The following is a 24,324-nucleotide window of genomic DNA, read 5'->3' on the forward strand; positions in this document are numbered from 1 at the left end:
CGACAGGCCAGACGACAAAATGGCTCATGCGAGTGGATTGCGTGCATTGTCACCACTGGCTTCGTGGCTCGGCCCTTGACGCATGTGCCACCCCCTCCTGGGGTTTCACAGGACGCACTCCGGGCCGCGCTAAGGTCGGGATCCCGCCAAGTGTATTATCCTATCCCGCCCCTTAGGTCTTTGTCCAGAGGGAACGGAATAATTTTTTGTCAAGAGGATGAGAGAAGGCGGCGGGCGCTTTCCCGAAGAGGAGGCCTGCTCCGCCTTCACCAGTACCGCCAATCTCCTCGCTTGCTGGCCGAACAGCTTGGCCGATAACGAGTTCTGGGTTGTCCGCTAACCCTGGGATGGGTAGGGACAGACCCTGCCGTTGGGTTTGGCTTTCGCCTGCCAACCCTTCCACTTTCGCCCTGCGAAGAAGGGGGGAGGGTACTTTCCGTCCGTCCCGGTCCTTCTCCCCAGGATGCTGGCCCAATCGGGCGGGTCGGGATGGCCCTGCGCAGCTCATCCGGCAGGCTTGATCGTGACTTTGGCGCCTGCCTCTTCCAGCTTCTTCTTGACTTCCTCGGCGGTCTTCTTGTCCACGTTTTCCTTGATCGCCTTGGGAGCACCTTCGACGGTGGCTTTCGCCTCGGCCAATCCTTGACCCGTGAGTTCGCGGACCACCTTGATGATGCCCACTTTTTTGGCGGCGTCGAAGCCGGGTTCGAGGATGACGTTGAACTCCGTCGGTTCGGCAGCAGCAGCCGGTGCCGCACCGGGGGCGCCGGGAGCACCGGGGGCGGTCGGGGCCGCTACGACGACTCTCCCGCCGGCTGGCTCGATCTGATACTTTTCCTTGAGGTAATTCTTCAGTTCGACTGCTTCGGCCAAGGTCAATTTGGCCAGCATGTCGCCGAGTTCCGCAATACTGGGCATGTTCGTCCTTCCTTTCCGTGAGTACGCCGGGTGAAGCGGCCCGGCTGAGGGTTACAGGTTGCGTAATAGCGGATGGTTTGTCAGCCACGGCACCCCTGATCCTGCGGTCATGTCGTCTCGGTGGGCAAAACTCACTGTTGGCCGAGAGCAGGTCTGGGTTATCAAGCCGTGGGTGCTTGGCTCTTGGCTTTCTCTTCGATGGCTTGCAGGATGCCGGCGATGGCACTGCTGGGGCTGGTCAGGCACTGGACCAGGGCACTGCCCGGTCCCAGAATAGCCGCCAGGACTTCCCCGATGGCTTCTTCCCGCGTGGGCAAGGTTTTGGCCACTTCCAGTGTGACGGGCTGTCCATCGGCGATGACGGTCTTTTCCTTGAGGCGCTTGGGGGCCTTGGGGTCCTTGTGCAACTCCCGCAGCAGGTCATCGACGGCCCAGCCTAGCTCCTTGATGCTCTTGCCGCCCCAGACGACAAGGGTCGGTCCGGGTCCGGGATCGAGCGGGACGCCGTTTTCTTGGAACACCATGCGGGCGAAGGTGTTTTTGACCATTCGGACCCGGATGTTCCGCTCGCGCAGTTTCTTGCGCATTTCGTAATCGCTGCCGGCATCGAGTTTGAGCGGTTCCAGGAGCACCATGTCCCGCACGCCGTGGAACAGCTTGCGCAATTCGTTCAGTTCCAGTTGCTTGACTTTCTTGCTCATCGGTTGTGTCCTCCCACGGCGGGATTAGAGCGCCAGGCGGATACCGGGGGACATGGTGGCGGATAGGACAACACCCCGGATGAATTGTCCCTTCACACCTGCCGGTTTGGCTGCCCGCACATGCTCCAGGAACGTCTGAATGTTTTCCACCAGTTTTTGCTCGTCGAAGCTAAGTTTTCCCACGCCGGCGTGAATTTGGCCGGTCTTGTCTGAGCGGTATTCCACTTTGCCGGCTTTGAACTCGCGCACGACACTGGCCAGGTCCGCTGTGACGGGAACAACGGTTCCGGCTTTTGGTGTCGGCATCAAGCCGCGGGGCCCCAGAACTTTACCGAGGCGGGACACTTGGGCCATCATGTCCTGCGTGGCGATGGCCACATCAAAGTCCAGGAAGTTTTCCTTTTGAACTTTTTCGACCAGGTCCGCCCCGCCGACGATGTCAGCGCCCGCCGCCTTGGCCTTGGCTTGATTGTCCCCTTGGCAGAAGACGGCCACCCGTACAGTCTTGCCGATGCCGTGCGGCAGGGAAACCGCCCCGCGCACCATTTGATCCGATTGCGTGGGGTCGATGCCCAGGTTGATATGCAATTCGACGGTTTCGTCGAATTTGGCCCGCTTGAGTTTCTTCAGCTCAGCGATGGCCTGCTTGAGCGGCATAGGACCAGCTTCCCGCAGGCGGTTCTGAATGCTGCGGAGAAGGTTGCGCAGCTTTTTGCCACGGCGGGGCGCCACTCCTGGTTTCTTCTTACGGGTGGTGGCTTCGGCTCCTTCCGCGGCTGGGGCGCTCGCGGTTGCAGGGGTGGGGGAAGCGCCGGCGCCGGAGGCGGGGGGCGGGCCGCCACTACCACTACTGGCACTACTGGCGGGGGTCGAGGTCGGTTGGGTGGTGTCGGTACTCATGGGGAAAATCCTCCTGCGGGGGTCGCCGGGGGGTAGAAAATGCCGTGGGACGGCAAGACCGGCTACATCCCCTCCCGCACCTCTGCCGGTGCGGTCCTGTGGAGACAGAAATTGCTATAGCTCGGCGGCCTCTCCGGCAAGCCCCCTGCCTTCCCTGGGCTTCCTCAAACGCAGGGGGAAGGACCGGTTAGGCCGATCAAGGGGAAAGTTCCTTGAGATAAATGTTGCGGAATTCCACCCGGACGTTGTAACTCTGAAAGCCGACTTTGCCTTGGGTCCGCTTCAGGCCGGGATGGCGCTCGAATTTGCTCTTGTAGTCGTCCAGATTGGCTCGGACCAATTCCTTGCCGTTGTGTTCAACGATCACGTGCCGCCCTTGGCAGACAATGCGGACGCTATTCCATTCGCCGATTGGTTTATTGCTCGCGGGTTTGGCGGGCTGAACATCATAAATGGAACCGGTGTGCTGGTAGTCCGCGAGTTTGCCGGGCCATCCTTCGTCGTCGATCAGTTGGATTTCCATGCCGACGTAAGCAGGATCGCCTTTGTCTGGGGCGCGCAGAGCGATGCCGCTGTTGCCTCCCTTTTTCGTCCAACGGTACTCGCAGCGCAGTTCAAAGTTGGCGAAGTCCTTCTCAGTCAGGAGCCAGCCTCCGCCGCCTCCTTCGCAGACGAGGACACCGTTTTCCACCTTCCACACATCTGCTTTGCCTGTGGGTTTCCAGCCGCTCAAATCCTTGCCGTTGAACAGCGATATGAAACCTTCGGGAACAGGGGTCTGGACGGTGCCAGAAGCGGGGACTTGGACTGTGACAGGGGCTTGTCCAGCCGCGGAAGCGGGAGCGGCGATCGGCTTCCCCGCGGATTGAACCAGGTTCGCAAATAGTCCTGTGGCCAACGCCAGCAGAAGAATGCGGTTGGTCATGGGGCAACTTCCTCCAAAGGGGACGGCAGTGGGGGGCAATTGGGAATCCGGCGGGGGGCTGTCTTGGAATGCGTCCCCCGGTTGGGATGCGTAATCCTTTCCTGCTGCCAGGAATACTTTAGGCCATACAATGGCCTGCGGACAGCGAGAAGGGGCCGGCCAGGGAAGGGGCAGGCGAGACTTGCTACCCCCGGACCTTCTGCTTCCAGGAATGCCTGTCGTCCCGACTTGTGAAGCTGCCGGATTAGGGAAAAGGAAGAGTGCGGGGTCGGGAGCCGCTGTGCTCAGACTCGTCGGCAGCCCCGCCTTGCCTTGGATAGGAGGCGGTCGCGCCAGCCATACGCTCAGACTCAAGGGAGCCAGTAGTCATGCGGCGGATCATGCTCAAGTCCAAAATCCACCGAGTGACGGTGACGGAAACCAACGTAGACTACGAGGGCAGCTTGACGGTGGACAGCGATCTGCTGGAAGCCGCAGATATTCTGCCCTACGAACAGATCCACGTCTGGGATGTGACGAACGGCCAGCGGCTGATCACCTATGCCTTGCCGGCGGAGGCGGGGAGCGGCACAGTGTGCGTCAACGGAGCTGGTGCCCATCTCATTCGTCCGGGGGACAAGATCATCATCGCCACTTACACCGAGATGAAGAGCAAAGCCGCCCGCCGTTACCAGCCCCGGATCGTTCTGGTGGATGACCACAATCGCCTTCAGGAAACAGAAAAGGCAGGCAAAGGCAAAGGCGGATGAGGAGCGGAGTTCCTACGCTGAAGCTGCTCCTGTACTGAAGCTCGATTGAGCGGAGAATGTGGCAACAGAGGGGGGGATATGAACGTCGAAGTGCCCAACTATGTGGAGCGCGGGCCGATCCACGACGTTTGGTGGATTCCTCTAAAAGTCCGCACCGATAGCCGGGGTTGGTTGGTGGAATTGTTCCGCCAGGATTTGCTCGATCCCAAGCATCATCCGGTCATGGCCTATGTGTCGATGACCCGGCCCGGTGTGACCCGCGGACCCCACGAACACCGGGAGCAGACCGATTACTTCTGCTTCCTCGGCCCCTCGGATTTCGAGGTCTATCTGTGGGACGCCCGTAAGACCTCTCCCACGCATGGCGCCAAGGAGGTGCGGCGCGTCGGCGCTTCGGCTCCCTATGCCCTGCTCGTGCCGCCGGGAGTCGTCCATGCCTACAAAAATGTCGGCTCCGTGGAGGGGTTGGTCTTTAATGCCGCCAATCGCCTCTACGCTGGCTGGCTCCGCCAAGATCCTGTGGACGAAATCCGCCACGAACAGGACCCCCATAGCCCCTACCAGGTGGCCTGATGGAAAAAGAGGTTATCCCTTTATGCGCCGACGTATGCGAAAAGGGTGCTAGAATTGTGTTTGGGATCTATCCGTTTTCCAGGTAAGAGGTGGTGCGATATGGCAGTCTACAATTTCACAGTCGTGATTGAACCTGATGAGCAGGGCTTTTCACGCTTATGTACCCGCTTTGCCTGGCTGTCATACGTTTGCGGATACGATTGACGAGGCTCGCAGAAACATTCTGGAAGCCCTTGAGCTTCATCTTCAAAATCTGCTTGAGGACGGTGAGCCTATTCCGGTGGAACGCGAGCCAGTATTCATTACCCGTCTCTCCATACCGGTAGCTGTGTGAGTATAAGTGAGAAGCTGCCGCGAATAGATTGCCAGGAGTTGATTCGGGCATTAGAGCGTGCTGGTTTCGTATGGAAACGGCAAAAGGGCAGTCACCCGCATATGTGGCGAGAGACGGATAGAAAACGTGTGACCATCCCTGTTCACAAAGGGAAGATCGTGCCGCCAGGGACTTTACGTGCCATCCTCCGTGATGCCAACATCAGTATTGAGGAGTTCCGCACACTGCTTTAGCAAAGCCGCCAAACATTTTGCTTTAGCCAACTGTTTCCTTGTTTTGCCCCGTCGCAGCAATTGAGCCAGGTGGTGCTGAGACTCGCGAGTTGAAACGACATTTCTCCAACGGGGTACAGGGACTCCTCCCTCCGATGGAGTTGACTTCGGATGAGGTAGAAGTAGTGGGGGCAGTGTTCTATTATGTTCGCCCGGTTAGGGGTGCGGTTCTTGGGTGTGGAAAGGTGGGGATTAGCGGTCGTGCAAGCCCAAGGCGATGCCGGCCAGACCGAAGGCGTAGACGGCCTTGGGGGACCAGCCGAGGATGGCCCGCTGTTCCTGCTGCAAGTCGCCGCTGCAGCGGGTATTGTGGCGTGCGATCCAGAAGCGCCCCCACAGATGGGCGGCACAGAGTTTATTCAGGTCCGCCGGGATGGGGTGGCTTTCCTCCGCGAGACGTTGCTGGAGATGAGGGAGTTGCCAGCGGAAGCATTCGGCGTAGGCCCATTCCCGCAGTCCTTCATCACGGATCGCACCGGCAAAGTTGCGGGCCGCTTCCGGCCGGTTGCAGGCGGCCGCCAGTTGGCAGCAGCGTAGGAGCTGGCCATCGGCAAAGCGGACATTGACTTTGCCCTTCTGGTTCGCCACCAGCGTACTGGCCGCCTCGACCCAATCGGACATTTGGGACGGGGTAGGGTAGCGGCAGGTTTCCATACCCAGCAAGAGGGCTTTCAACTGGGTTTCGACAGGACCGGGTCTGTGGGCAACAGCCAGAGCCGTGCTAGGCTCTCCTCGCAGGCACAGGTGGAGCACATGGGCCAGCCGCAGGTTTTCCGGCACAGGACCTTGCGCAGGTAAAGGGGGAAGCGGCGGGGCCTTTTCCACGGAGAGAACCTGCCCGAGCACCAGCGCGGAGGGAGAAGCCGAAGACGGGGGAGGAGCTTTGTCTTTACCTCCCGCCGGTGGAGGCGGCAGCAGTTCCCGGCTGATGCGAGCGACCAGGTCCGAGCCTTTGTTGCGCCGGTGGGCTTCCAGAGCGAGCCATGCCCGGACCTCGTTCCGCTCGGTGTCGGAAAAGAGCAACAGCGGCAGGCTTTCCAGGGCCAGCTCCACTTGGTCTTTGTCGAGGAGTTGATCAGCCAGAAGGCGGGTGTAACCGAGACGCAGATCATACTCCGCTCCCTGGAGGAGGGTCAAAGCCAGGCGTAACTCTTCGTGGACGCTCCGGGATCGTTCCCCGCGTAAGGGTCCCCCGCGGGTGGGTCCATCCGGCAGCCAGCCGAAGCGGATTTGCGCCGAGACCTGGGATTCATCTCCTCCGAAGCGTAGCGTCAGCAGGGCACACTCTGCCGCCAAAGCGTGGCGCACGCCGCAAACCGGAGCGTTCCGCAATTCATTCCGGGCTTTCTGGAGATGTTGGTGGGCTTCCTTGAACTTGTCCGTACGGTCCCAGCGCAGCGCTTCCTCGGCCAGAATCAGATGGAGCAATCCCTTCCCCAGTGCTGCTTCCGGTTCGCGGAGGTCCTGGACGCCTTCCTGCCAGTGAGTCAGGACTTGGGCCATCAGATGTTCATCTTGCTGGACTTGGCGGCGATGGAGGAAGTAGAAGACGCCTCCTGCGATGCTGCCGAGGAGCGCGAGGATCAAACCCGCGATGAGGAGTTTTTCCCGGAGGGGTCGAGGTTCCAGTTCGACCTCGGTAACGCCAGCTTGAGCGAGGGCCTGGCCTGAGACGAGTTGCGCTTCGGAAGCATCGACGACGCCATCGAGCTTTTCCTGATTCTGCCGGGCGAGCGAAGGGAGGCGGGTGCGTGCTTGGCGCCAGTCGGCGGCCGCTTTCCCTTGAGGCTCCGGCACACGCAAGCGCTGGCGGCATTCCGGGCAGAGCACATTTTTGCCGGCCTTGCTCAGCGGTTCCTGCCACTGGTGCCCGCAGTAGTTGCAGTTCATGGCAATACTGCTGCTTTCCGGGGCTTCAGCCGCCGGCGGATCGTCCACCAGAGCCGAGACGGCAAGCTGCTCGATTTCCTCTGCCCGCGGAGGCGCGGGGATGGTGAACACCTTGCGGCAGGAAGGATTCTTGCAGGTCGCCCGCTTGCCGGCCAACTCCTCCTTCAGTCGATAGGGATGTTGACAATGCGGACACTGAAAGTCGATGGTCATGGCGCACCTACCGCCCGACGGGATCCCTCGCTTCGCTTTCACCCAGCGCGGGGTGAAATCCGCCACATCGTGCTCGATTCCGATAGGGACGATCTGTGTCCCATTATCTGGCCGCATCTGTCGAGAGGCAATCGGATTGTGGAAATTCTCCCTTGCTCCGGGTCCTGGGGCTTGCACAACAACAGAAGATTTTTGCTTTGTGAATGAAGTCCACACGATCGAAGGGAGTCCTCATGAAGGAGGCACTCGGATAAGGAGGCACTCGGATGGCCCTTTCCAGCGTGCGCGTGGGGGTATGGGGTGGTCTAGCCGGCATCGCTTTCCTCTTGAGCGGCAGTGGAAGGTGGACGCCCCATGCTCCCGGAGCGTTGCCTGCTTCCGAAGAGCGCTCGGCCTCATCGGGTCTTACCCTCTACGTTTCTCCGCAGGGAAACGACCGCTGGAGCGGCAGGTTGGCCCAAGCTGCTGCTCACGGCAGCGATGGTCCCGTCGCCAGTCTCGCCCAGGCTCTGCGGATCGCTCGCCAATTGCGGCAGGCAGCGCCGCCAAACTCACCTCGGGCGGTGACCATCGTCTTGCGCGGCGGCCTCTACTTCCTGACCGAACCGGTGTTGCTGACCCCCCAGGATTCGGGAAGCGCCCAGGCTCCCCTGCGGATTGTCGCCTATCCCCAGGAGCGGCCTGTGCTCAGCGGCGGGCGGCGCGTGTCCGGCTGGAAGGCTGCCTCCCTTGCCGGTCGGACGCTCTGGCAGGCGGAGTTGGCCGAGGTGCGAGCCGGTCAGTGGTATTTCCGGCAATTATGGGTCAATGGCCAGCGGGCACGGCGAGCGCGCCACCCCAACACCGGCTTCCTCTCCGTTGCGGAATTGCCCGACGTGACCAAGGACACGCCTTGGAATCAGGGTCAAAAACGTTTCCGCTTCCGAGCGGGGGACCTGTCTTGCTGGCCGACTCTGGACGCTGCCGAGGTCGTGGTCCTCAATCGCTGGGTGGAGTCCCGCTTGCCCGTTGTCCGTTGCGATGAAAAGGAACGACTGCTGGAGTTCAGCAAGCGGAGCGTCTTCCGCCTGGACCAGGGCGATCCATACTACGTCGAGCACTGTCGGGAGGCCCTCGACGCGCCGGGGGAATGGTTCCTTGATCGGACCACAGGGCGATTGGAATACCTGCCCCGTGCGGGGGAAGAGATCGGCCAAAGCGAAGTGATCGCGCCGGTTCTGCCCCAGGTGGTGCGCATGGTGGGCGATCCGGCTCAGGGGCGCTGGGTGGAGCATGTCCACTGGGAAGGGATCACGTTTGCCCACACGGAGTGGTATTTTCCGGAGGCAAGCCGGCGCGGCAGGGATGTCGGCGGTTTCGCCCAGGCGGCAGTGGAAGTGCCCGGCGCGGTCTTTGCGGAAGGGGTGCGGCAGTGCACCTTTGAGCGCTGCACCTTCACCCAGCTTGGCACCTATGCCCTGGAGTTGGGCCGGGCCTGTTCCCGCAATCGCATCCTTCGCTGCTCCTTCTCCGATCTGGGCGCGGGCGGGATCAAAATCGGAGAAATGACCATCCGAGATGCTCCGGCGGACCAGACCTCCGATAACGAAGTGACGGACTGCACCCTGCGGGACGGCGGACATCTGTTCCACAGCGGCGTCGGTATCTGGATTGGCCAGAGTGCCAACAACCGCATTGCCCACTGTGAAATCGCGGACTTCTACTACACCGGCATCAGCATCGGTTGGACGTGGGGTTACGGTCGGTCCTTAGCACGCGGAAATATCGTTGAATACAATCACGTCCACCATATCGGCCAAAAAAGCGACGGTAGCGGACCCTTGCTTAGCGATATGGGAGGCATCTACACGCTGGGCATTCAGCCTGGCACGGTGATCCGCTACAATCTCTGGCACGACATTGCCGCTTTGCGCTATGGCGGCTGGGGCATCTACTTCGACGAAGGGTCTACCGGAATCGTGGCGGAAAACAACGTGGTGTACAACACCACGCATGGCGGATTCCACCAGCATTACGGCAAGGACAATACGGTACAGAATAACATCTTCGCCGGGGCTAGGGATCATGCGATACAAGCAACTCGACCGGAAGATCATACCCGCTTCCGTTTCCTCCGCAACATCGTCCTCCATCGTGGGGAACAATTCCTGGCTGGCAATCTCGACTTCCACTTCGTCTTCGACCACAACCTCTATTGGCGGCCTGAGGGAGGAACAATGCGCTTCGGCAACCTCACGTGGGAGCAGTGGCAAGCCAAGGGAATGGATCGGCACTCGCGCCAGGCCGACCCCCAATTCCGCGATCCCCAGCGTTACGATTTCCGCCTCGCCGAGACTTCACCGGCGCGGGAGCTAGGTTTCCAGCCCTTCTCTCTGGATCAGGTAGGTCCGCGGCGGGAGAAAATGCCATAAAATCCCCGCAGATCCTACCCTGGTCCGCCATAAATTAAGGAGTGGGTGCTTGGCTGGACCTCCGCCTGATGTTGGCGGACCGGCGGTTATCCTTCGCTGATGTCTTGACGCGGGGGGAGGTGATCCCGCGCACAGTTCGGTTTTCAGGCTCTGCTCGGAAGGCGTCCTATGGCACTTCGCACTCTACTCCGCCAGGGGAGTCCGTTGGCGGACCCGGCGGTCCAGCTCCGCATTCTCTCCCAGGCAGGACGGCACAAACCGTTCGAGCAGTCCCTGGCAGAAAGCGGGTTGTACCCTTTGTGTGCCAACGGCATTTCCGTGTTGCAGTTGAACTTGGGCAAGCTCTGCAACCAGACCTGTCGGCATTGCCATGTCGATGCCGGGCCGGAACGCCGCGAGGTGATGAGCCAAGAGACGATGCAACTGTGCCTCGACTTTTTGGCCCGCACGGACATTCCGATCGTGGACATCACGGGGGGCGCCCCGGAGATGAACCCCCACTTCCGCTGGCTGGTCCGGCAGGTCCGGGGCTTGGGCCGGCACGTCATCGACCGCTGCAACCTGACCATTCTCTTAGCTCCCGGTTACGAAGACTTGCCGGAGTTCCTCGCAGAGCAAGGCGTCGAGATCGTGGCCTCCTTGCCGTGTTATCTGGAAGAGAACACCGATGCTCAGCGCGGCTCCGGTGTCTTCGAGAAATCGATAGCTGCTCTTCGGCGGCTCAACGCCTTGGGTTATGGCCAGCCCAACAGCTCCTTGCACCTGACTCTGGTGTACAATCCGCTTGGCCCTTCCCTACCACCGGACCAGTCCACCCTGGAGGCGGCCTATCGGCGGGAGTTGGCCCGCCGCTACGGTATCGTCTTCCATCGTCTCTACACCATTACGAACATGCCCATTAGCCGCTTTCTGGAGGACCTGCTGAGTCGGGGGCAGCTCGAAGAGTACATGCAAAAGCTGATCGTGTCGTACAACCCGGCGGCTGCCGCCGGCGTGATGTGTCGGACCACCTTATCCGTCGGCTGGGATGGCCGGCTCTACGATTGCGACTTCAACCAGATGCTGCAACTGGGTTTGGCCCCCGATTGGCCCCAGCACATCCGGGAAGCCGATCCCGACCGGCTCGCCCAGCGCCGGATCACCACGGGACAACACTGCTATGGTTGCACTGCCGGGAACGGTTCCAGTTGCCAGGGAGCGGTGCTAGCTTGACCGTTGGAAAGACGGCGTCCGCCGAGGCAACCATGCAGAGGCAGACGGTGGGTCGCCGGATGTAAAAGGGTAGCGTGTATCTGAGCAAGCGGTTCAGCGTCTTCCCGAAAGCGACAGCGCTGTAGCAGCCCTGGATCAGGGTGGCGGCATGTCAGCGTGGCGGTGGGGGCGGCGGCGGTTCCTTGAGGCTGGCGAGGAAGGCGACCAGATCGCGTAACTGTCGGCGCGTCAGCTTCGTATGCAGGTCCGCGGGCATGGCGCTGGGGCCTTTCCGCCGGGACTCGACATCGGCCTTGCGGATGACCAATTCCTGGTTCTCTGGCGTCACCAGGCGGATGGTGCTCTCGTCTTCATACTTGATCACTCCGGTGATCGTGCGTTCATCCTGAAGCAAGAGGATGGCCGTTTCGTACCCCTTGGCGATGCGGGCATCTGGGAAGACGACAGCTTCGAGGAAGTAGCGGTAATCCTTAGCGGGATCGGCGGCCAGTCCATTGAGCGCGGGTCCCACCTCGCCGCCCTGGCCATCGAGTTTGTGGCAGCGCTGGCAGTACACGGCGGAGTGATTCAGAACGATGTCGCGCCCGCGTTCCGGGTTGCCGCCACGCAGGGCGTCCAGATACGGTGCTAAGGGATCGGCGGATTTCTGTTGAGCTTGGCGGTAGGCTTGCACTTTCTGGGCCAGCGGGGCGAACAGCTTCTTCCCTGGAGCAGATTGGGAGCGGGTCTCGGCGGCTTCGAGCAGATCCAGGAGCAGCTCCGGAGCGAGTCGGCCTGCCAGCGCCTGATCGAGCCAGTCAGCCAGGAGGCGATCCACACTTTCGGAAGGTTGCGGCCAACGGCCTAGGAGGGTCAAGGCTTCTTGTTTTTCCACGATGTCGGCTTGGGGGTTGCTGAGCAAGCGCAGGACTTCTGGCAGGAGGGCTTGGGGGTGGCGGCGAGCCAGGATGTGCCGGGCCGCCGCACGCAGAGCGGCATGCGGCGCTTGACGGGCCTTCTCCGCCACGGCGGCGAGGTCCGCATACCGCAGGACTTCGAGGGCATAAAGAGCTTCTACCCGCAGGGACAGCGGCTGTTGCTCCTGTTGGACAACCTCGGCTAGTGCGGGACCGAAGTCTTGAAGGCCGAGCCGGGCGATAGTTTGGGCGGCCTGGCGGCGCACCGGGTCCGAACCGGTAAACAGACGTGCTCCTTGCTGCCGGACAGCAGCCGCGACAACGGCGGCGTCGCGCCGGGGCAAATCCAACGTCAAGCCGGTGATGGGGTCGCGCCGGGGTGGGGCCGGCCAGTCTGCAAGCAACTTGAGGGCGAAGAGGCGGAGGTGATCCGGAGCGTGGGTTCGGCCAGCCAGGCGTGCCAGTCGCTCCGCTCCTGGAGCGTCTCCCAAAATGTAGTTGGCCGCAGCAGACCGATAGGCTACCGCCAAGCTGCGCTCGCTTTGATCCGCCAGGCGGGCCAAGGCCGGCAGGGCGGAGAATACCCGCTCCTCATAGATTGCACGGGCTGCTTCGGCGACAATCCTCTCCTCGGCATCGTTCAGGAAATTGGCCAGCCGCTCGCTCCGGTGTTTGCGCAAGGTCAGGACGAGGGCCAAGCGCACGGCGGGATGATTCGCGGAGGGGTCCTGCCGCACAGCCTCTTGCCAGCTTTCCCACAAATCCTGCGGATTGCTGAAAGCATAGTACAGCCCCATGACGGCCGCATGCCGCAGGTACGGGTCCTGGTTATTGTTGCTGACAAGCAGTTCAAATAGCGGTTTGAGGTAGGCGCTTCTCGCGGAAGAAGCAGGGTTCGCGGAAGATGCCGGCGGGCCGAGTTTCCCGTAGGTGATGGCAGCAGCGCTGCGGACATGGGGCTGCCCTTCCCGTAGCAAGCGGGCCAGTCGGCTGTGCCCCTGTGAGAGGTGCTGCGCCATGTCGGTTGCCGCGGAAGAGGAAGAGGGGGCAGCACGGCGGCTTTGACTGGCGAACCACACGTCTCCCAACTGTTCTGCGGCCGCTCGGCCGACTTCAGGGTCCGGGTCGGCCAGGAGGTCCGCCAAGACCTGGAGGAGACCAGTGCGTGTCGCGGAGGCTTTGGCGTCGGAGGGAGACAGGCGGCGTGCGATCATGCCCAGTCCCCAGAGAGCGTGCAGGCGGGCCAAGCGGCTGGCCGACCGATCCGCGGCGATTTCCCGTAGAGACTGATGGGCTTGGCGCTCAGCCAGTTCCAATTGAGCATAGAGCCGCACCTGCTGATGCGGATGCCCCAAGAGTTGGCACAATTCGGCTGCCGAACGCTGCGGGAAGCCTTCCCGTAGCAAGCGTTGCACTTCAGCCACGACCGGCTGGCTCTGGGCTTGCGGGTCCGTGACGCGGAAGAGGCGTCCTTTCCCCGGCGGATTCCAGCCGCCCACCCAGTCGCTCCAGTAGAAAGCGCCATCTGGGCCGAAGTCGCAATCGGTGGCAACAATGCCCCGGAGAAAGGGTTCCGCCTGCACCATCTCAAACCCAGCTCCCTTGGGGCGAAAACGAACGTTCCAGATTACGCTGCTGTTCGGATCTGCGGTGAAGTCGCAGGCGAAGAAGGAGTCGCGGTAGCGGTCTGCCAGTCCGACCCCCGGATAGTGGACGATGCCAGCCGGGCCGTTCCCCAGATGGGAAACAGGCGGTATGATCCACGCGGGTTGGTCCGCATGATAGGTATGCCAGAGCTTCTCGACGTTCCACGGCCCGCGGTTCCCTTGCGGGGTGTCCGGTGTGTGGTAGAGGGTGCCGTACTGATAGCCGCCGCGCCAGCCGCTATCCCCTCCTTCCATCACGTAGACCCAGCGGGCGCGATCGCCGGAGTCGGAGTTGTTATCGAAGGTGAACAAATACCCCAAATCGTCAAAGGCCAACTCCTGAGGATTGCGCAGCCCCCAGTGAACAACTTCCAGTCGGCTGCCATCCAGTTCGCAGCGTAGCACGGCACCCATGTTCGGATAAAGTAAACGCTGGCCCTCCCTGGTGAGGACCTGGAAGCCGCGGTCGCCGATCGAAAAGTAGAGCCGCCCATCGGGACCCAACCGCAAACCGTGCAGATCATGACCGAGGAATTGCGCGGTGGGACCGAAGCCGCTGAACAGGGTTTCCTTAACATCCGCCACACCGTCTCGATTCGTGTCTTGTAGGAGATACAGATCGGGAATGCAGGCGAAGTACACCCGGCCGCGATAGGCCAGCACTCCTGCCGCCAGCCCATCTTGGGGGCGATTGTACCCTCCGGAAAAGATCGTGCTTTTCGTGGCCCGGCCCGTTCCCTGCTCGTCCCAGACTAACCGCAACTGATCGCTGTATTTCTCGAACCCCTGATATTTGTGCTTTTTGTACATGGCCAGCAGATCATCGATCGTACGATTGGCCAGGTCTTCTTCCAGCCAGTACATGTGGCTGCGGGTATCGGGGACGCCCCGTCCGAAGCGGGTGGTTTCGGCGATGAAGGCGCGGCCTTGTTCGTCGAAGCAGAACGCCACGGGATTAGCCAGCAGCGGTTCCGCCGCCCAGAGTTGCACTTTCAAGCTCTTATCGGCGAGGCGTAGGCGGCCCAAGGTCTCTTCCGCTCCGCCCAACTTCCCCGGACGCTGGCCCCAACTGGAAGGCATCCCCCATCCCCCGACCACTGCCAAGAGGATGCCACCGATCCACCCTGCGACGGCTGCCTTTCGATGCATGATGAAGACTCCTTGAAGCTTTCGCTTTTCCTCTAATGTATGAAACCATTCCCATGCCCTGGCCTTGCTCCCCATGGACCAGGTCTTCGGCCAGGCATTGTGTGGGAAACGCCCCTATTCTCCGATGGGAAGAGGGGGTTAGGACCGAACAAGGTCGCTGCGAGAAAGGCCGGCTCACTTCTTCGGCTGACCCTGCGGAGGTTGGCGAGGCTGGTCGGGCAAGGGTTCGAGGAGACGCGGTTCCTGTGCGGCAATCGCATAGGCATCGCTGTCCTGCTGACGGACTTTCTTACCCCCTTGCTGCAAGATGGCGCGCTCGGCCAGTTCGAGGATGAGGTCGGCCTGCTCGCTGATCCGCATCTTTTCGGGCAGTTGGGGGCGGGTGCGATTGAGGTAGATGTCCTGAACTTTGTACTGCGGCAATTGGGCCAGGCGGCGCTGACCCCAGCGGACACCGAGAATGCAGCCCGCAGTGGCAGCATTGCAATCGGCGTCGTAACCCAGGGCCATCGCATATTGCAGCGTCTTGTAGAAGTCATCCTGACCGTAAAGCAAAGCCAGTACGATCAGTGCGCCATTAGTTGGCGTGGCATTGTCATTCCAGCCGCGCTCGCGGTACCAGCGTTGATGAATCTGTTGACGAGCCGCTTTCCAATCCTGCGGATGCTGGCGAAAAGCAGCACGGGCATCGCGAATGGCGGCATAGAGACTGCTCCGCCGATCCAACGCTGGCAGGGCACTTTCGAGAACCTGTTCGATGGGCCGCTGATCCACGAAGCAGAGACTGATGAACGCTGGCCAGAATTGGGCTGCCTGCAACGGCTCCTGGGACACGGCCACTTTCGCATAATGCAATCCCAACTCGGCGGCCAGTTGGGGCATTCCCGGACAGACCAAACCGTACGCTTCCGTGCAGAATTGGGCCGAGAGGTTGTACCAGGCGTGTTCGTTGCGATCGACGTCGCCGGTCTGGGGCGGCAACAAGCCCTCCTCCATCAAGGCGCGTGCCCGTTTGTTCGCCCGCCACACTCCTGTGTTCATGTTGGCCTTCCAGATTTCGGCAATCCGGGCGTAGGGCAGCTTGAGGGTCTTGTCCCGCGCCATGAAGTACAAATGTGTCAGCTCAATGTCGCTGTCATCATCGGAGCGGGCACCCTGGGCGAGAAAAGTGAACTGCGGCAGGCTATCGCGGGGCTGCTCCAGGTATTTGAACTCATGAGGCAGCCCTTCGAGATTTCCAATGAGCATGCCCAGCCAGCCGCCGTAGATGCGGTCATACAATTCCTGCCGCGTCAGGATGGCTTCGCGGACTTGGAGCTTGGCTGGAGGCGTGGCTTGCTCTGGCTGGACTGTTGCCCCTCGCGTTACCGCGGCACCGACCGTTGCTGCGCCCAGGAATAGTAGGGCTGGAAATCGCCAGGGTGTATGCATGGAAAATCCTCCGCTACAAGGTTGGGTTCGGCAATCCGATTATGTCACAATCCTTTGCTCCTTGCTATGACCCTGGGGCTGATCCACAAAAAGGATCCTTCCTCGACAGGTAGCTGCTGCGAGTTCCCCTCGAAACCCCATCGGAATAGCTAGCGATTCTATTGCGGCGTGGGTTTCATTGCGGCGTGATCAGCGCGGCAGGTTCAGTTCCCAGAGTCGAATATCCTGACCGTCAGTAGAAAGCAGGTAACGGCCATCGGGAGATACAGTAATCGATTGGATGCTGCTGGCGTGGCCGAAAAGGATACCCGCTGCTTTGCCGCTTTCCAGATCCCACACGAAGATGGTGCTGGGTAGGTTCTCCACCACGGGCCGCTGGCTGTTGGGGTTGGGATAACCACGGAACCGATGCTCCCCCGCAATCAGATAGCGACCGCAGCGGGCCAGGCAGGTGAAGCCGCGCTCTGGGACGACCCGAAAGGGTACAACCCAGGGCAGGGGCGGGTCTTTTTGCGGCACCTCCGGCGCTTCCAGAACCTGTAACTGTTTTCCTGTGGTCACGTTCCACACGTGGATGGCTGGATAATCCCTCACTGCTGCGATGAGTTTGTTGTTCTCCCAGAACAACAGACGGCTGACTCGGGGTACGACTTTGCGTTTGCCGGGAATGGGTATCTCCATCGCACGGAGTTGTTTGCCTTCGGGAAGATTCCACAGAATGATCTCTCCCACAGCGCTGCCACTGGCCAGGATTTGCCCGTTTGGCGACGCCGCCAGGGCATGAACCTCATGAGTGTGGCCTCCCAAAGCGTAGACCATTTTGCGGGTGGTGCGGTCCCAGACATAGACGGTTTTGTCAGCACTGGCTCCACAAATGTAGCGGTCATCGGGAGGGGCAAAGCAGACAGCCCGAAGCGGTCGGCGGACAATGTCGGCTGAAGCTGCCAGACTGAAGAGCGGCCGGGCTTCTTCGCCTCCTGCTGCTTCTACAAGCCGGGGATGAGTCAAAAACTCCCATACGACCACGTGGTCTGTTTGCGCCGTGGCCCAGTAATACGGCCGAGGCCGGTCGTTGTTGGCCCAGCTCGTCTCCCAGGCCAGATCATAGATCGCATCGAAGGGAGGAAACTTGGGATGGTCGTCGCGGTGCGGCGGAGGAGGGAAGGAGGTCTTCTTCCAGACCTCTTTCGGTTTCTCCAGTGTGGACAGATCGAAACAGTGCACGGTGTTGCCGGCGGCAACGAGAAACCGGCGGTTATTGAATGGCACAAAGCTCACGCACCGAGCCAGCGCCAAAGGGATGCGAGCGATTTCTTTCCCGACGTGGGGTAACGGGGGTTTTTCTGGAGCAGTTCCTGGGCCAGAGGGACCTCCTGACTGCGAGTTTCCTCCTGGAGCTTGCCCGAAAGTTGAACCGGGGCCGAAGAGCAGGGGCAGTCCGGCCGCCGTGCGGCAGAAAGCCCGGCGATCCCAAAGGCGGTCCGATCCGTTTGTCGTCATGGTGAGTCTCCTTTCGTTTGAAGTTAGCTTCCACAGGCGGCTTCAACCGCCGGTGCTTGCGGGTACCGTTGCTCTGGATTTTCCCCTCCCTCTCCGGTTGTCCTACGCTCATGTGTCCTGCGCTCGTTTGTATTGCTGACGTTCCACCACCCGCCGCGGTTTGCCTGGAGCAGGGTGCTGTTACACAGCTTCCACTCTGTCCACTCTGTCAGAGAGTCTGTGAACTGTCCCACTGTCAGGGTGATGGCGGGATGGATCAACCCTAGGAACGGGTGCAACAGCGTGGGGGGAAGTTGCATCCCTTTCGGGTGGGTCCGAGGGCGTAACAACCGAACCCATGAGGTGGCAGCGGTTCGTTGGAGAGTACCTAATGTATAAATGTCCCATATTTGGCGATTTGTCAAGGAAAAAATGGAAAAAAAGTGGAAAAAAGTTCCGCATGGCGGGGAAACACAACAGGCCAACGCCACGGGAGATGACTTTCGGTCAAGGTCGATCATGCCGGGGAGCCGTCCTGACTATCAATAGAGGGATGGGCGAGGAGGGGTGAAGGCTGAAGCCGCAGGAGGTTAGTTGTTAGCAGAGTGGATAGCCTTGTTTTGCCAGTGGGGATGGCCTTGGAAGTTTGCTGCACTCGCTTTGCGAGGAGGGGGGAGGACATAAGCGGATGGGGAAGGGTACGGGCGGGTGGATGGAGTTCGGTCTAGAGGGACGGTGAATGAATTGGGAAAGGGGAGGAGTCGGAGCGGTTGTATTGACGGAGTGAGGGGAATTTGTACGCCTAGGGTAGTGCGGGGGCTGTAGGGAGAGAACAGGAGCGTGGGAGTGATGGAAGATGCCGAGCGGTGTGTCCTGGGCTGGTGGGTGCCGGAGGGTGGAGGGGGATGTGTGTGGTCAGCGGCGGGCGTGCGGGCGGTGATTGGGGATGTGAGCCGGGAAGTGGTGGTGGTGCGGGATGAGGCAGGCCGTTGGGGTGTAGCGCGGGGCGGCCGGGTGGTTCTGGGGTCCAGAAAGGCAAGTCCTGACGGCTATGGGGTGATGGGAGTGCTGGGCCGATTGGAGCCGTCCTGTTTGGGAAGCGCGGCCTTCCGGCAAGCCCATGGGGTGCGTTACGCCTACATGACAGGGGCGATGGCCAATGGGATCGCCTCAGTGGAACTGGTTTGTGCGGCGAGCGCAGGCGGGTTTCTCGGCAGTTTTGGGGCCGCGGGTTTGCCGGTGTCACGAGTGGCCGAGGCCGTGGATCGCTTGCAAGCGCAACTGGGGAGCCGGCCCTTTTGCGTAAACCTAATCCACAGCCCGCAGGAGCCGGAGTGGGAATGGGGCGTGGCCGAGGTGCTGGTGCGTCAGGGGGTGCGGTGTGTGGAAGCGAGCGCGTACATGGAGTTGACCCCGGCACTGGTGTGGTATGCGGCCTATGGCGGGGGAAAGCATCGGATCATTGCCAAGGTCTCGCGGGAGGAGGTGGCCCGCCGCTTCCTCAGTCCCCCGCCGCCCCACATGCTAGCAGAGTTGGTTCGGAGCGGCCGGCTGCAAGAAGGGGAAGCCGCGGTCGCCGCCCGGCGTCCCTTGGCCGAAGATGTCACGGTGGAAGCGGATTCCGGCGGCCATACGGACAATCGGCCCGCGGTGGTGCTGCTGCCCTTGATGCGGGCATTGGCGCAGCAAGTGCGGCGGGAACATGGATATGAGGCACGCGTGCGGGTGGGGTTGGGGGGAGGGATAGCCACGCCGGAGGCCGTGGCGGCGGCCTGGGCGATGGGCGCCGATTACGTCGTGACGGGGAGCATCAATCAAGCCTGTGTGGAATCGGGCACGTCCGAGGCCGTGCGGGCCATGCTGGCGCAGGCTGCCATCGCGGATGTGGGAATGGCTCCGGCGGCGGACATGTTCGAGATGGGCGTCAAGGTGCAGGTACTCAAGCGCGGCACTATGTTCGCCATGCGCGCCCAGCGGCTCTATGACCTGTACCGTGCTTATGGGAGTTGGGAGGAACTGCCCGCCTCCGAGCGCGAATGGGTGGAACGGGTCTGTTTCCGCCAGTCGTTTGCCGAGGTCTGGCATCAGGTCCAGGAGTACTGGCAGCAGCGGGATGCCAGCCAGTTGGAACGCGCCCAGCGCGACGGGAAGCACCGCCTGGCCCTGGCCTTCCGCTGGTATTTGGGTCTGTCGAGCCGCTGGGCCAATCGGGGAGAGCCGGGGCGGGAGTTGGATTATCAGGTCTGGTGTGGTCCTGCGATGGGCGGTTTCAATGCCTGGGTGCGGGGTTCGCCTCTGGAAGCCGTTCGAGAACGCCAGGTGGTGGCCGTGGGCTGGAACCTACTTTACGGGTCGTGCATAGCCCTGCGGCGAATGCAGCTCCAGCAGATGGGGGTGAACTGGAGTGATGACTACTATCCGCGGGGTCCGTGGCGGCGGGAGGAGTTACAGCGCTGGTTTGCCCCCGCGGTATAAGCGCTCCGCCTGAATTGAGCGATCGGTTGGGACCATTGGCGAGCCGAGGAGACAGAGGTTCTCCGAGAGGTCGGGAGGTTTCAGGACGATGCGGGAAACGGCGATGGCGAATAGAAGCGAACCGCTGGCGGTGATCGGGATCGGCTGCCTGTTTCCCGCAGGAAGTCGTGATGCCTCCTGGTACTGGGCGGCCATCAAGGGGGGTGTGGATGGCATTGCGGAGGTGCCGCCGTCACGCTGGTCGGTGGCTTCTCTGGAGGAGTACTACGATAGCGATCCCAAGGCAGCGGATCGGACCTATGCTCGCCGCGGGGCTTTTCTGGAAGCGGTGGAGTTCGATCCCCTGGCTTTCGGCATTGCGCCGCGCGACCTGGAGGCGACCGACAGCACCCAATTGCTCGCTTTGGTTGCGGCGCAACAAGCGCTAGCCGATGCTGGCATCGAGGTCGTGGATGAACGGCGGGATTCGGTGACGGCGGGCGACCGTCGTCGGATTCGCCGGGACCGGGTGGCGGTCATCCTGGGTGTGACCGGTCCGCAGGAGTTGGTCATTCCCCTGGGTGCCCGTTTGGCCTATCCGCAGTGGCGGCGGGGGATGCAAGCGGCGGGGATTGCTCCGGAACAAATCGAGGAGGCCGTCCGGCGGATCGGGGAACAGTTTGTTTCCTGGCAAGAGAACAGCTTTCCGGGTCTGTTAGGGAATGTGGTGGCGGGCCGGATCGCCAACCGGCTGAATCTGGGGGGGACGAACTGCGTGGTGGATGCGGCCTGTGCCAGCGCCCTGGCCGCGGTGGAAATGGCGGCTTTGGAGCTGGAAACTGGCCGAGCGGACGTGGTCATCACCGGCGGCTGCGACACTTTCAGCGACATCTTCATGTACATGTGCTTCAGCAAAACACCTGCCTTATCTCGCACAGGAGATGCCCGCCCTTTCGACGCTGACGGCGATGGCACCATTCTAGGAGAAGGGCTGGGACTGGTGGTGCTCAAACGGCTGGGCGATGCCGTGGCGGCGGGGGACCGCATTTATGCGGTGGTGCGGGGGATCGGCAGCAGCAGTGACGGTCGGGGGACAGCGATTTATGCTCCGAGTGCTGAAGGCCAGCAGCGTTGCTTGCGCAGTGCCTATGAGCGGGCCGGTATTTCCCCCGTAACGGTGGAACTGGTCGAAGCCCATGGGACAGGGACGCGGGTGGGCGATGCCACGGAAGCGCAGGCTTTGATCGCCGTTTATCAGCAGGCCGCATCGCAGCAGGCTGCCTCGCGGCGTACCCGGCCCTGGTGTGCTCTAGGCAGTGTCAAATCGCAGATTGGCCACACCAAGGCAGCAGCGGGGGCCGCCTCGCTGATCAAAGCGGTGCTGGCCCTTTATCACAAAGTGCTGCCGCCGACTTTGAAAGTCCGCCAGCCGGTGGAACCGCTGCGGGCCCCGGATTGCCCCTTTTATCTCAATACCACCTTACGTCCGTGGCTGCCGCGCGCGGAGCATCCCCGGCGTGCCGCCGTCTCCGCCTTCGGCTTCGGGGGCAGCAATTTCCACGCCGTGCTAGAAGAATACTCTCCCTGCAAGACCGCACCCGACTGGACCGGACAGGTGGAAATCCTCCCCCTGGCCGGGGAGTCCCTGGAAGACCTCCGCGCCGCTGTGGCCCAACTGCCGGACCATGTGGACGAACTATTCCTGCAAGCCGCACAGGCCCGGCAGCAGTGGAAACCAACCGCCTCCTTTCGCTTGCTGCTCGTTCTGACTCGCCAAGGACCTCCATCCCGCCGCCAGTGGCTGAATCAAGTGTGGCAGCGGCTTCCAGAGGCCGCCCAGCAGCGACAACTCACCGTCAGGCCGGGGGCGTATCTGGGTTATGGGGCAGTTCCAGGTGGGCTGGCGATTCTGTTTCCAGGTCAAGGTTCGCAATATGTCGGCATGCTGCGGGAACTGGCCTGTTTGTTCCCGGAGATGCTGGAGAGCCTAGCTCAGGCCAATGCCGTCTGTGGAGAAGAGGACGGGTGGCGGCTGTCCGATCGCATTTATCCGCCTGCTGCCTTCGATGATTCGTCACGTCAGCAACAGACAGCGGAACTCCGGGCGACCGAGTGGGCGCAACCCGCTTTGGGGGCCATCGGCTGGGGGGCTTGGCGAGTCCTGCGGGAGCGTTTTGGCCTAGCAGCCTCTGCCTGGGCAGGCCACAGCTACGGTGAACTTGTGGCCCTGGCTGCGGCGGGATGCTACACGCCGGAGACGCTCTATCGCTTGTCGCGGGAGCGGGGCCGATTGTTGGCGGCGGCGGGTCAATGTACCCCCGGCGGCATGCTGGCCGTGCGGGCCTCCCGTGACGTCCTGGAGCAGTGGATCGCTCAGCACCAATGGCAGGTGGTTGTGGCGAACCGCAATGGACCGGAACAACAGGTCCTGTCGGGACCGCTGACGGAAATCGAGCGGACGGCGGCCTTCCTGCAACGGCAAGGTGTTGGTTGCGTCCGCTTGGCTGTTTCTGGAGCATTCCATAGTCCCTGGGTGCAAAGCGCGGTGGAACCATTCCATCGCCTGCTCAATGCTTGCGACATTCAAATTCCCCAAGGCCGGGTCTATGCCAACGCCACGGCAGCGCCCTATCCCCCGAATCCCGCCGGGGTCCGAACCTTGCTCGCGGAGCAACTCGTCCGGCCTGTGGCCTTTCAGGAGCAAGTGCAAAGGATGCTCCAGGACGGCCTGCGCTGCTTTGTGGAGGTGGGACCGGGGACGGTCCTGACTCGCCTCGTGAATACGATCATCCGCAGCACAGGAGCGGCCGAGGCGGTGGCTTTACCTCTGGACGCTTCCGCGGGTCAAGGTTCTGGTGTGGAGGACTTGGCCCATCTGCTCGCGCAGGTGGCAGCGCTGGGTTATCCGTTACATCTGGAGGCATGGGAGCGCGAGAGCCGGTGTCGGCCCCTTCGTCAGCAGACTCCCAGGGGCCGTTGGACTGTGTCCATCAGTGGGGCCAATTATGTGGCTCCCAAGGCTGCCTCGGCGGTTCCCGCTTCTCCGCCGCCGGCCTCCTCGGCACCTTCCGCAGCGCCCGTCCCTGCCGCTTCTGGTCCCGCTGCTTCCTCCCTCCTGCCCCCTTCACGACCTGATCCTGCCCCCGCCTCGTTGCCGTGTGCTACCCTTCCTTCGTCCGCGCTGGCAACTCCGTCAGCGGCTCCCACTCAACCCTCTGTGCTCACCCCTTCTGCCCCGCCTCCGGCCTTAGCATCGGCTCCACCATCTGCGGTATCTTCACCAGCCAATACCCTAAAACAACCTTCTTTCCCCAAGTCGTTATTTCCAGGGACTACGACGATGGATCACACGCGTATCGACCCTTCGGCCCCAGCGCGAAACACGGACCCGCCACGGGATGCCCCGCGAACATCTCCGGTGGCTGTCCCTGCCGCCGCAGACTATGTGCGGACTGGCTCCGATCCTGGAGCGGATTGCCGCCGACATTCAGAGACTGCCCCGGCGTCGGCGGGCGGATCAGTGGCAGCAGGAGGAGGGAGTTCAGACGGAGATGCGCGTCCCGGGGTGCCGGTGACGCGGTCGGCGGACCCGTGGCACCAACTGTTGCAACTGACCTGGCAGAGCCTAGCGCTGGTCCAACGCATCCAGGAGCAAACTGCCGCCCTGCACAAACAATTTCTGGACGCTCAGGAGACCGCTCAGCGCACCTTGCTGGCTCTCTTGGAACAACAACGGCAATTGTGGGGCGGCGGCGTGCCGCTTTCGGTCCCCTCCTCGCTGTCTGGTTCCGATGGTGTGCCAGCGGGTGCGGCATCCCCAGGGCAGATGGCGCCAGCTTCTCCCGCGCCGGTGTCTGCATCACGTCTGTTGGAAATGTCGGCCAAACCGCCGTCCGCTTCACTTCCAGCAGAGGTGGCGGCATCTTCCTCGTCCTCGGTGCTGGCAGGGGACCGAGCGGATACACCGCCGCTCGATAGCCGCCAAAGTGTACAACCGGTGCGGGAAATACAACGGCCCGAAATGTCTCCGCCTAAGATGGCTCCCGTTCCAGTTGCCGTATCCCCCTCGGCTTCATCTCCCACTGCCCCTGTTACACCTGTTCCCGTTCCAGCGCCAGCTTCGGCTCCAGCTCCCGCTTCGCAACCTGTTTTGGATTCTGGCTCAGTAGCG

At 61.9% G+C, this 24,324-nt stretch carries 16 protein-coding genes; 8 read left to right on the forward strand and 8 right to left on the reverse strand.

Features of this window, described 5'->3' with window-relative positions; translation table 11 throughout:
* Positions 1-504: 504 nt before the first annotated feature.
* From rplL to H0921_RS13680, 4 genes are all read right to left on the reverse strand, one after another.
* A complete protein-coding gene (gene rplL / locus H0921_RS13665) occupies positions 505-918 on the reverse strand; it encodes a 50S ribosomal protein L7/L12 (protein WP_194539054.1) in 414 nt (137 codons plus the stop codon).
* 161 nt (positions 919-1,079) lie between these two features.
* On the reverse strand, positions 1,080-1,619 hold the full coding sequence (gene rplJ, locus H0921_RS13670) for a 50S ribosomal protein L10 (protein ID WP_194539056.1): 540 nt from the start codon (positions 1,617-1,619) through the stop codon (positions 1,080-1,082).
* Positions 1,620-1,643: 24 nt separating this feature from the next.
* The gene (rplA, locus tag H0921_RS13675) at positions 1,644-2,519 is read right to left on the reverse strand and encodes a 50S ribosomal protein L1 (protein WP_194539058.1); all 876 of its coding nucleotides are present in this window, start codon (positions 2,517-2,519) and stop codon (positions 1,644-1,646) included.
* A gap of 196 nt (positions 2,520-2,715) precedes the next feature.
* Positions 2,716-3,444 (reverse strand): 3-keto-disaccharide hydrolase, encoded by a 729-nt coding sequence (locus H0921_RS13680; RefSeq protein ID WP_194539060.1) that lies wholly within the window; start codon positions 3,442-3,444, stop codon positions 2,716-2,718.
* Positions 3,445-3,812: 368 nt separating this feature from the next.
* On the opposite strand from H0921_RS13680, the gene panD reads away from it, so the two are divergent.
* From panD to H0921_RS13700, 4 genes are all read left to right on the forward strand, one after another.
* On the forward strand, positions 3,813-4,193 hold the full coding sequence (panD, locus tag H0921_RS13685) for an aspartate 1-decarboxylase (RefSeq protein ID WP_194539062.1): 381 nt from the start codon (positions 3,813-3,815) through the stop codon (positions 4,191-4,193).
* A gap of 78 nt (positions 4,194-4,271) precedes the next feature.
* Positions 4,272-4,766, forward strand: a complete 495-nt coding sequence (locus H0921_RS13690) for a dTDP-4-dehydrorhamnose 3,5-epimerase family protein (protein ID WP_194539068.1) — start codon at positions 4,272-4,274, stop codon at positions 4,764-4,766.
* Between the two features lie 136 nt (positions 4,767-4,902).
* Positions 4,903-5,100 carry a type II toxin-antitoxin system HicB family antitoxin gene (locus tag H0921_RS18555; RefSeq protein ID WP_390622566.1) on the forward strand — a complete coding sequence of 66 codons (198 nt, stop codon included), beginning with the start codon at positions 4,903-4,905 and terminating at the stop codon, positions 5,098-5,100.
* Positions 5,097-5,333 (forward strand): type II toxin-antitoxin system HicA family toxin, encoded by a 237-nt coding sequence (locus H0921_RS13700; RefSeq protein ID WP_315851904.1) that lies wholly within the window; start codon positions 5,097-5,099, stop codon positions 5,331-5,333. Before H0921_RS18555 ends, H0921_RS13700 begins: the two co-directional genes overlap by 4 nt.
* Positions 5,334-5,564: 231 nt before the next feature.
* On the opposite strand, the gene H0921_RS13705 is transcribed toward H0921_RS13700, so the two are convergent.
* Positions 5,565-7,475 carry a zinc ribbon domain-containing protein gene (locus H0921_RS13705; RefSeq protein WP_194539069.1) on the reverse strand — a complete coding sequence of 637 codons (1,911 nt, stop codon included), beginning with the start codon at positions 7,473-7,475 and terminating at the stop codon, positions 5,565-5,567.
* A gap of 266 nt (positions 7,476-7,741) precedes the next feature.
* Between H0921_RS13705 and H0921_RS13710 the strand changes: the two genes are divergently transcribed.
* Positions 7,742-9,886: a right-handed parallel beta-helix repeat-containing protein gene (locus H0921_RS13710; protein ID WP_194539070.1), complete on the forward strand. Its 2,145-nt coding sequence runs from the start codon at positions 7,742-7,744 to the stop codon at positions 9,884-9,886.
* A gap of 168 nt (positions 9,887-10,054) precedes the next feature.
* Positions 10,055-11,098: an arsenosugar biosynthesis radical SAM (seleno)protein ArsS gene (arsS, locus tag H0921_RS13715; protein ID WP_194539071.1), complete on the forward strand. Its 1,044-nt coding sequence runs from the start codon at positions 10,055-10,057 to the stop codon at positions 11,096-11,098.
* 151 nt (positions 11,099-11,249) lie between these two features.
* Here the strand turns inward: arsS and H0921_RS13720 are convergent, their stop codons facing one another.
* The 3 genes from H0921_RS13720 to H0921_RS13730 all read right to left on the reverse strand — a co-directional run bounded on the left by H0921_RS13720 (position 11,250) and on the right by H0921_RS13730 (position 17,720).
* Positions 11,250-14,789 (reverse strand): DUF7133 domain-containing protein, encoded by a 3,540-nt coding sequence (locus H0921_RS13720; protein WP_194539072.1) that lies wholly within the window; start codon positions 14,787-14,789, stop codon positions 11,250-11,252.
* A gap of 174 nt (positions 14,790-14,963) precedes the next feature.
* Entirely contained in the window at positions 14,964-16,220 is a 1,257-nt protein-coding gene (locus H0921_RS13725; protein ID WP_194539073.1) for an ADP-ribosylglycohydrolase family protein, read from the reverse strand.
* 189 nt (positions 16,221-16,409) lie between these two features.
* Positions 16,410-17,720, reverse strand: coding sequence for a WD40 repeat domain-containing protein (locus H0921_RS13730; protein WP_194539074.1), 1,311 nt, complete (start codon positions 17,718-17,720; stop codon positions 16,410-16,412).
* Between the two features lie 828 nt (positions 17,721-18,548).
* Here H0921_RS13730 and H0921_RS13735 point away from each other — a divergent pair.
* Positions 18,549-20,174 (forward strand): PfaD family polyunsaturated fatty acid/polyketide biosynthesis protein, encoded by a 1,626-nt coding sequence (locus H0921_RS13735; protein ID WP_194539089.1) that lies wholly within the window; start codon positions 18,549-18,551, stop codon positions 20,172-20,174.
* Positions 20,175-20,277: 103 nt separating this feature from the next.
* A partial coding sequence (locus H0921_RS13740) for a type I polyketide synthase (RefSeq protein WP_194539075.1) occupies positions 20,278-24,324 on the forward strand: 4,047 nt, incomplete at its 3' end.

It is taken from the genome of Thermogemmata fonticola, from assembly GCF_013694095.1.
Lineage (GTDB): Bacteria > Planctomycetota > Planctomycetia > Gemmatales > Gemmataceae > Thermogemmata > Thermogemmata fonticola.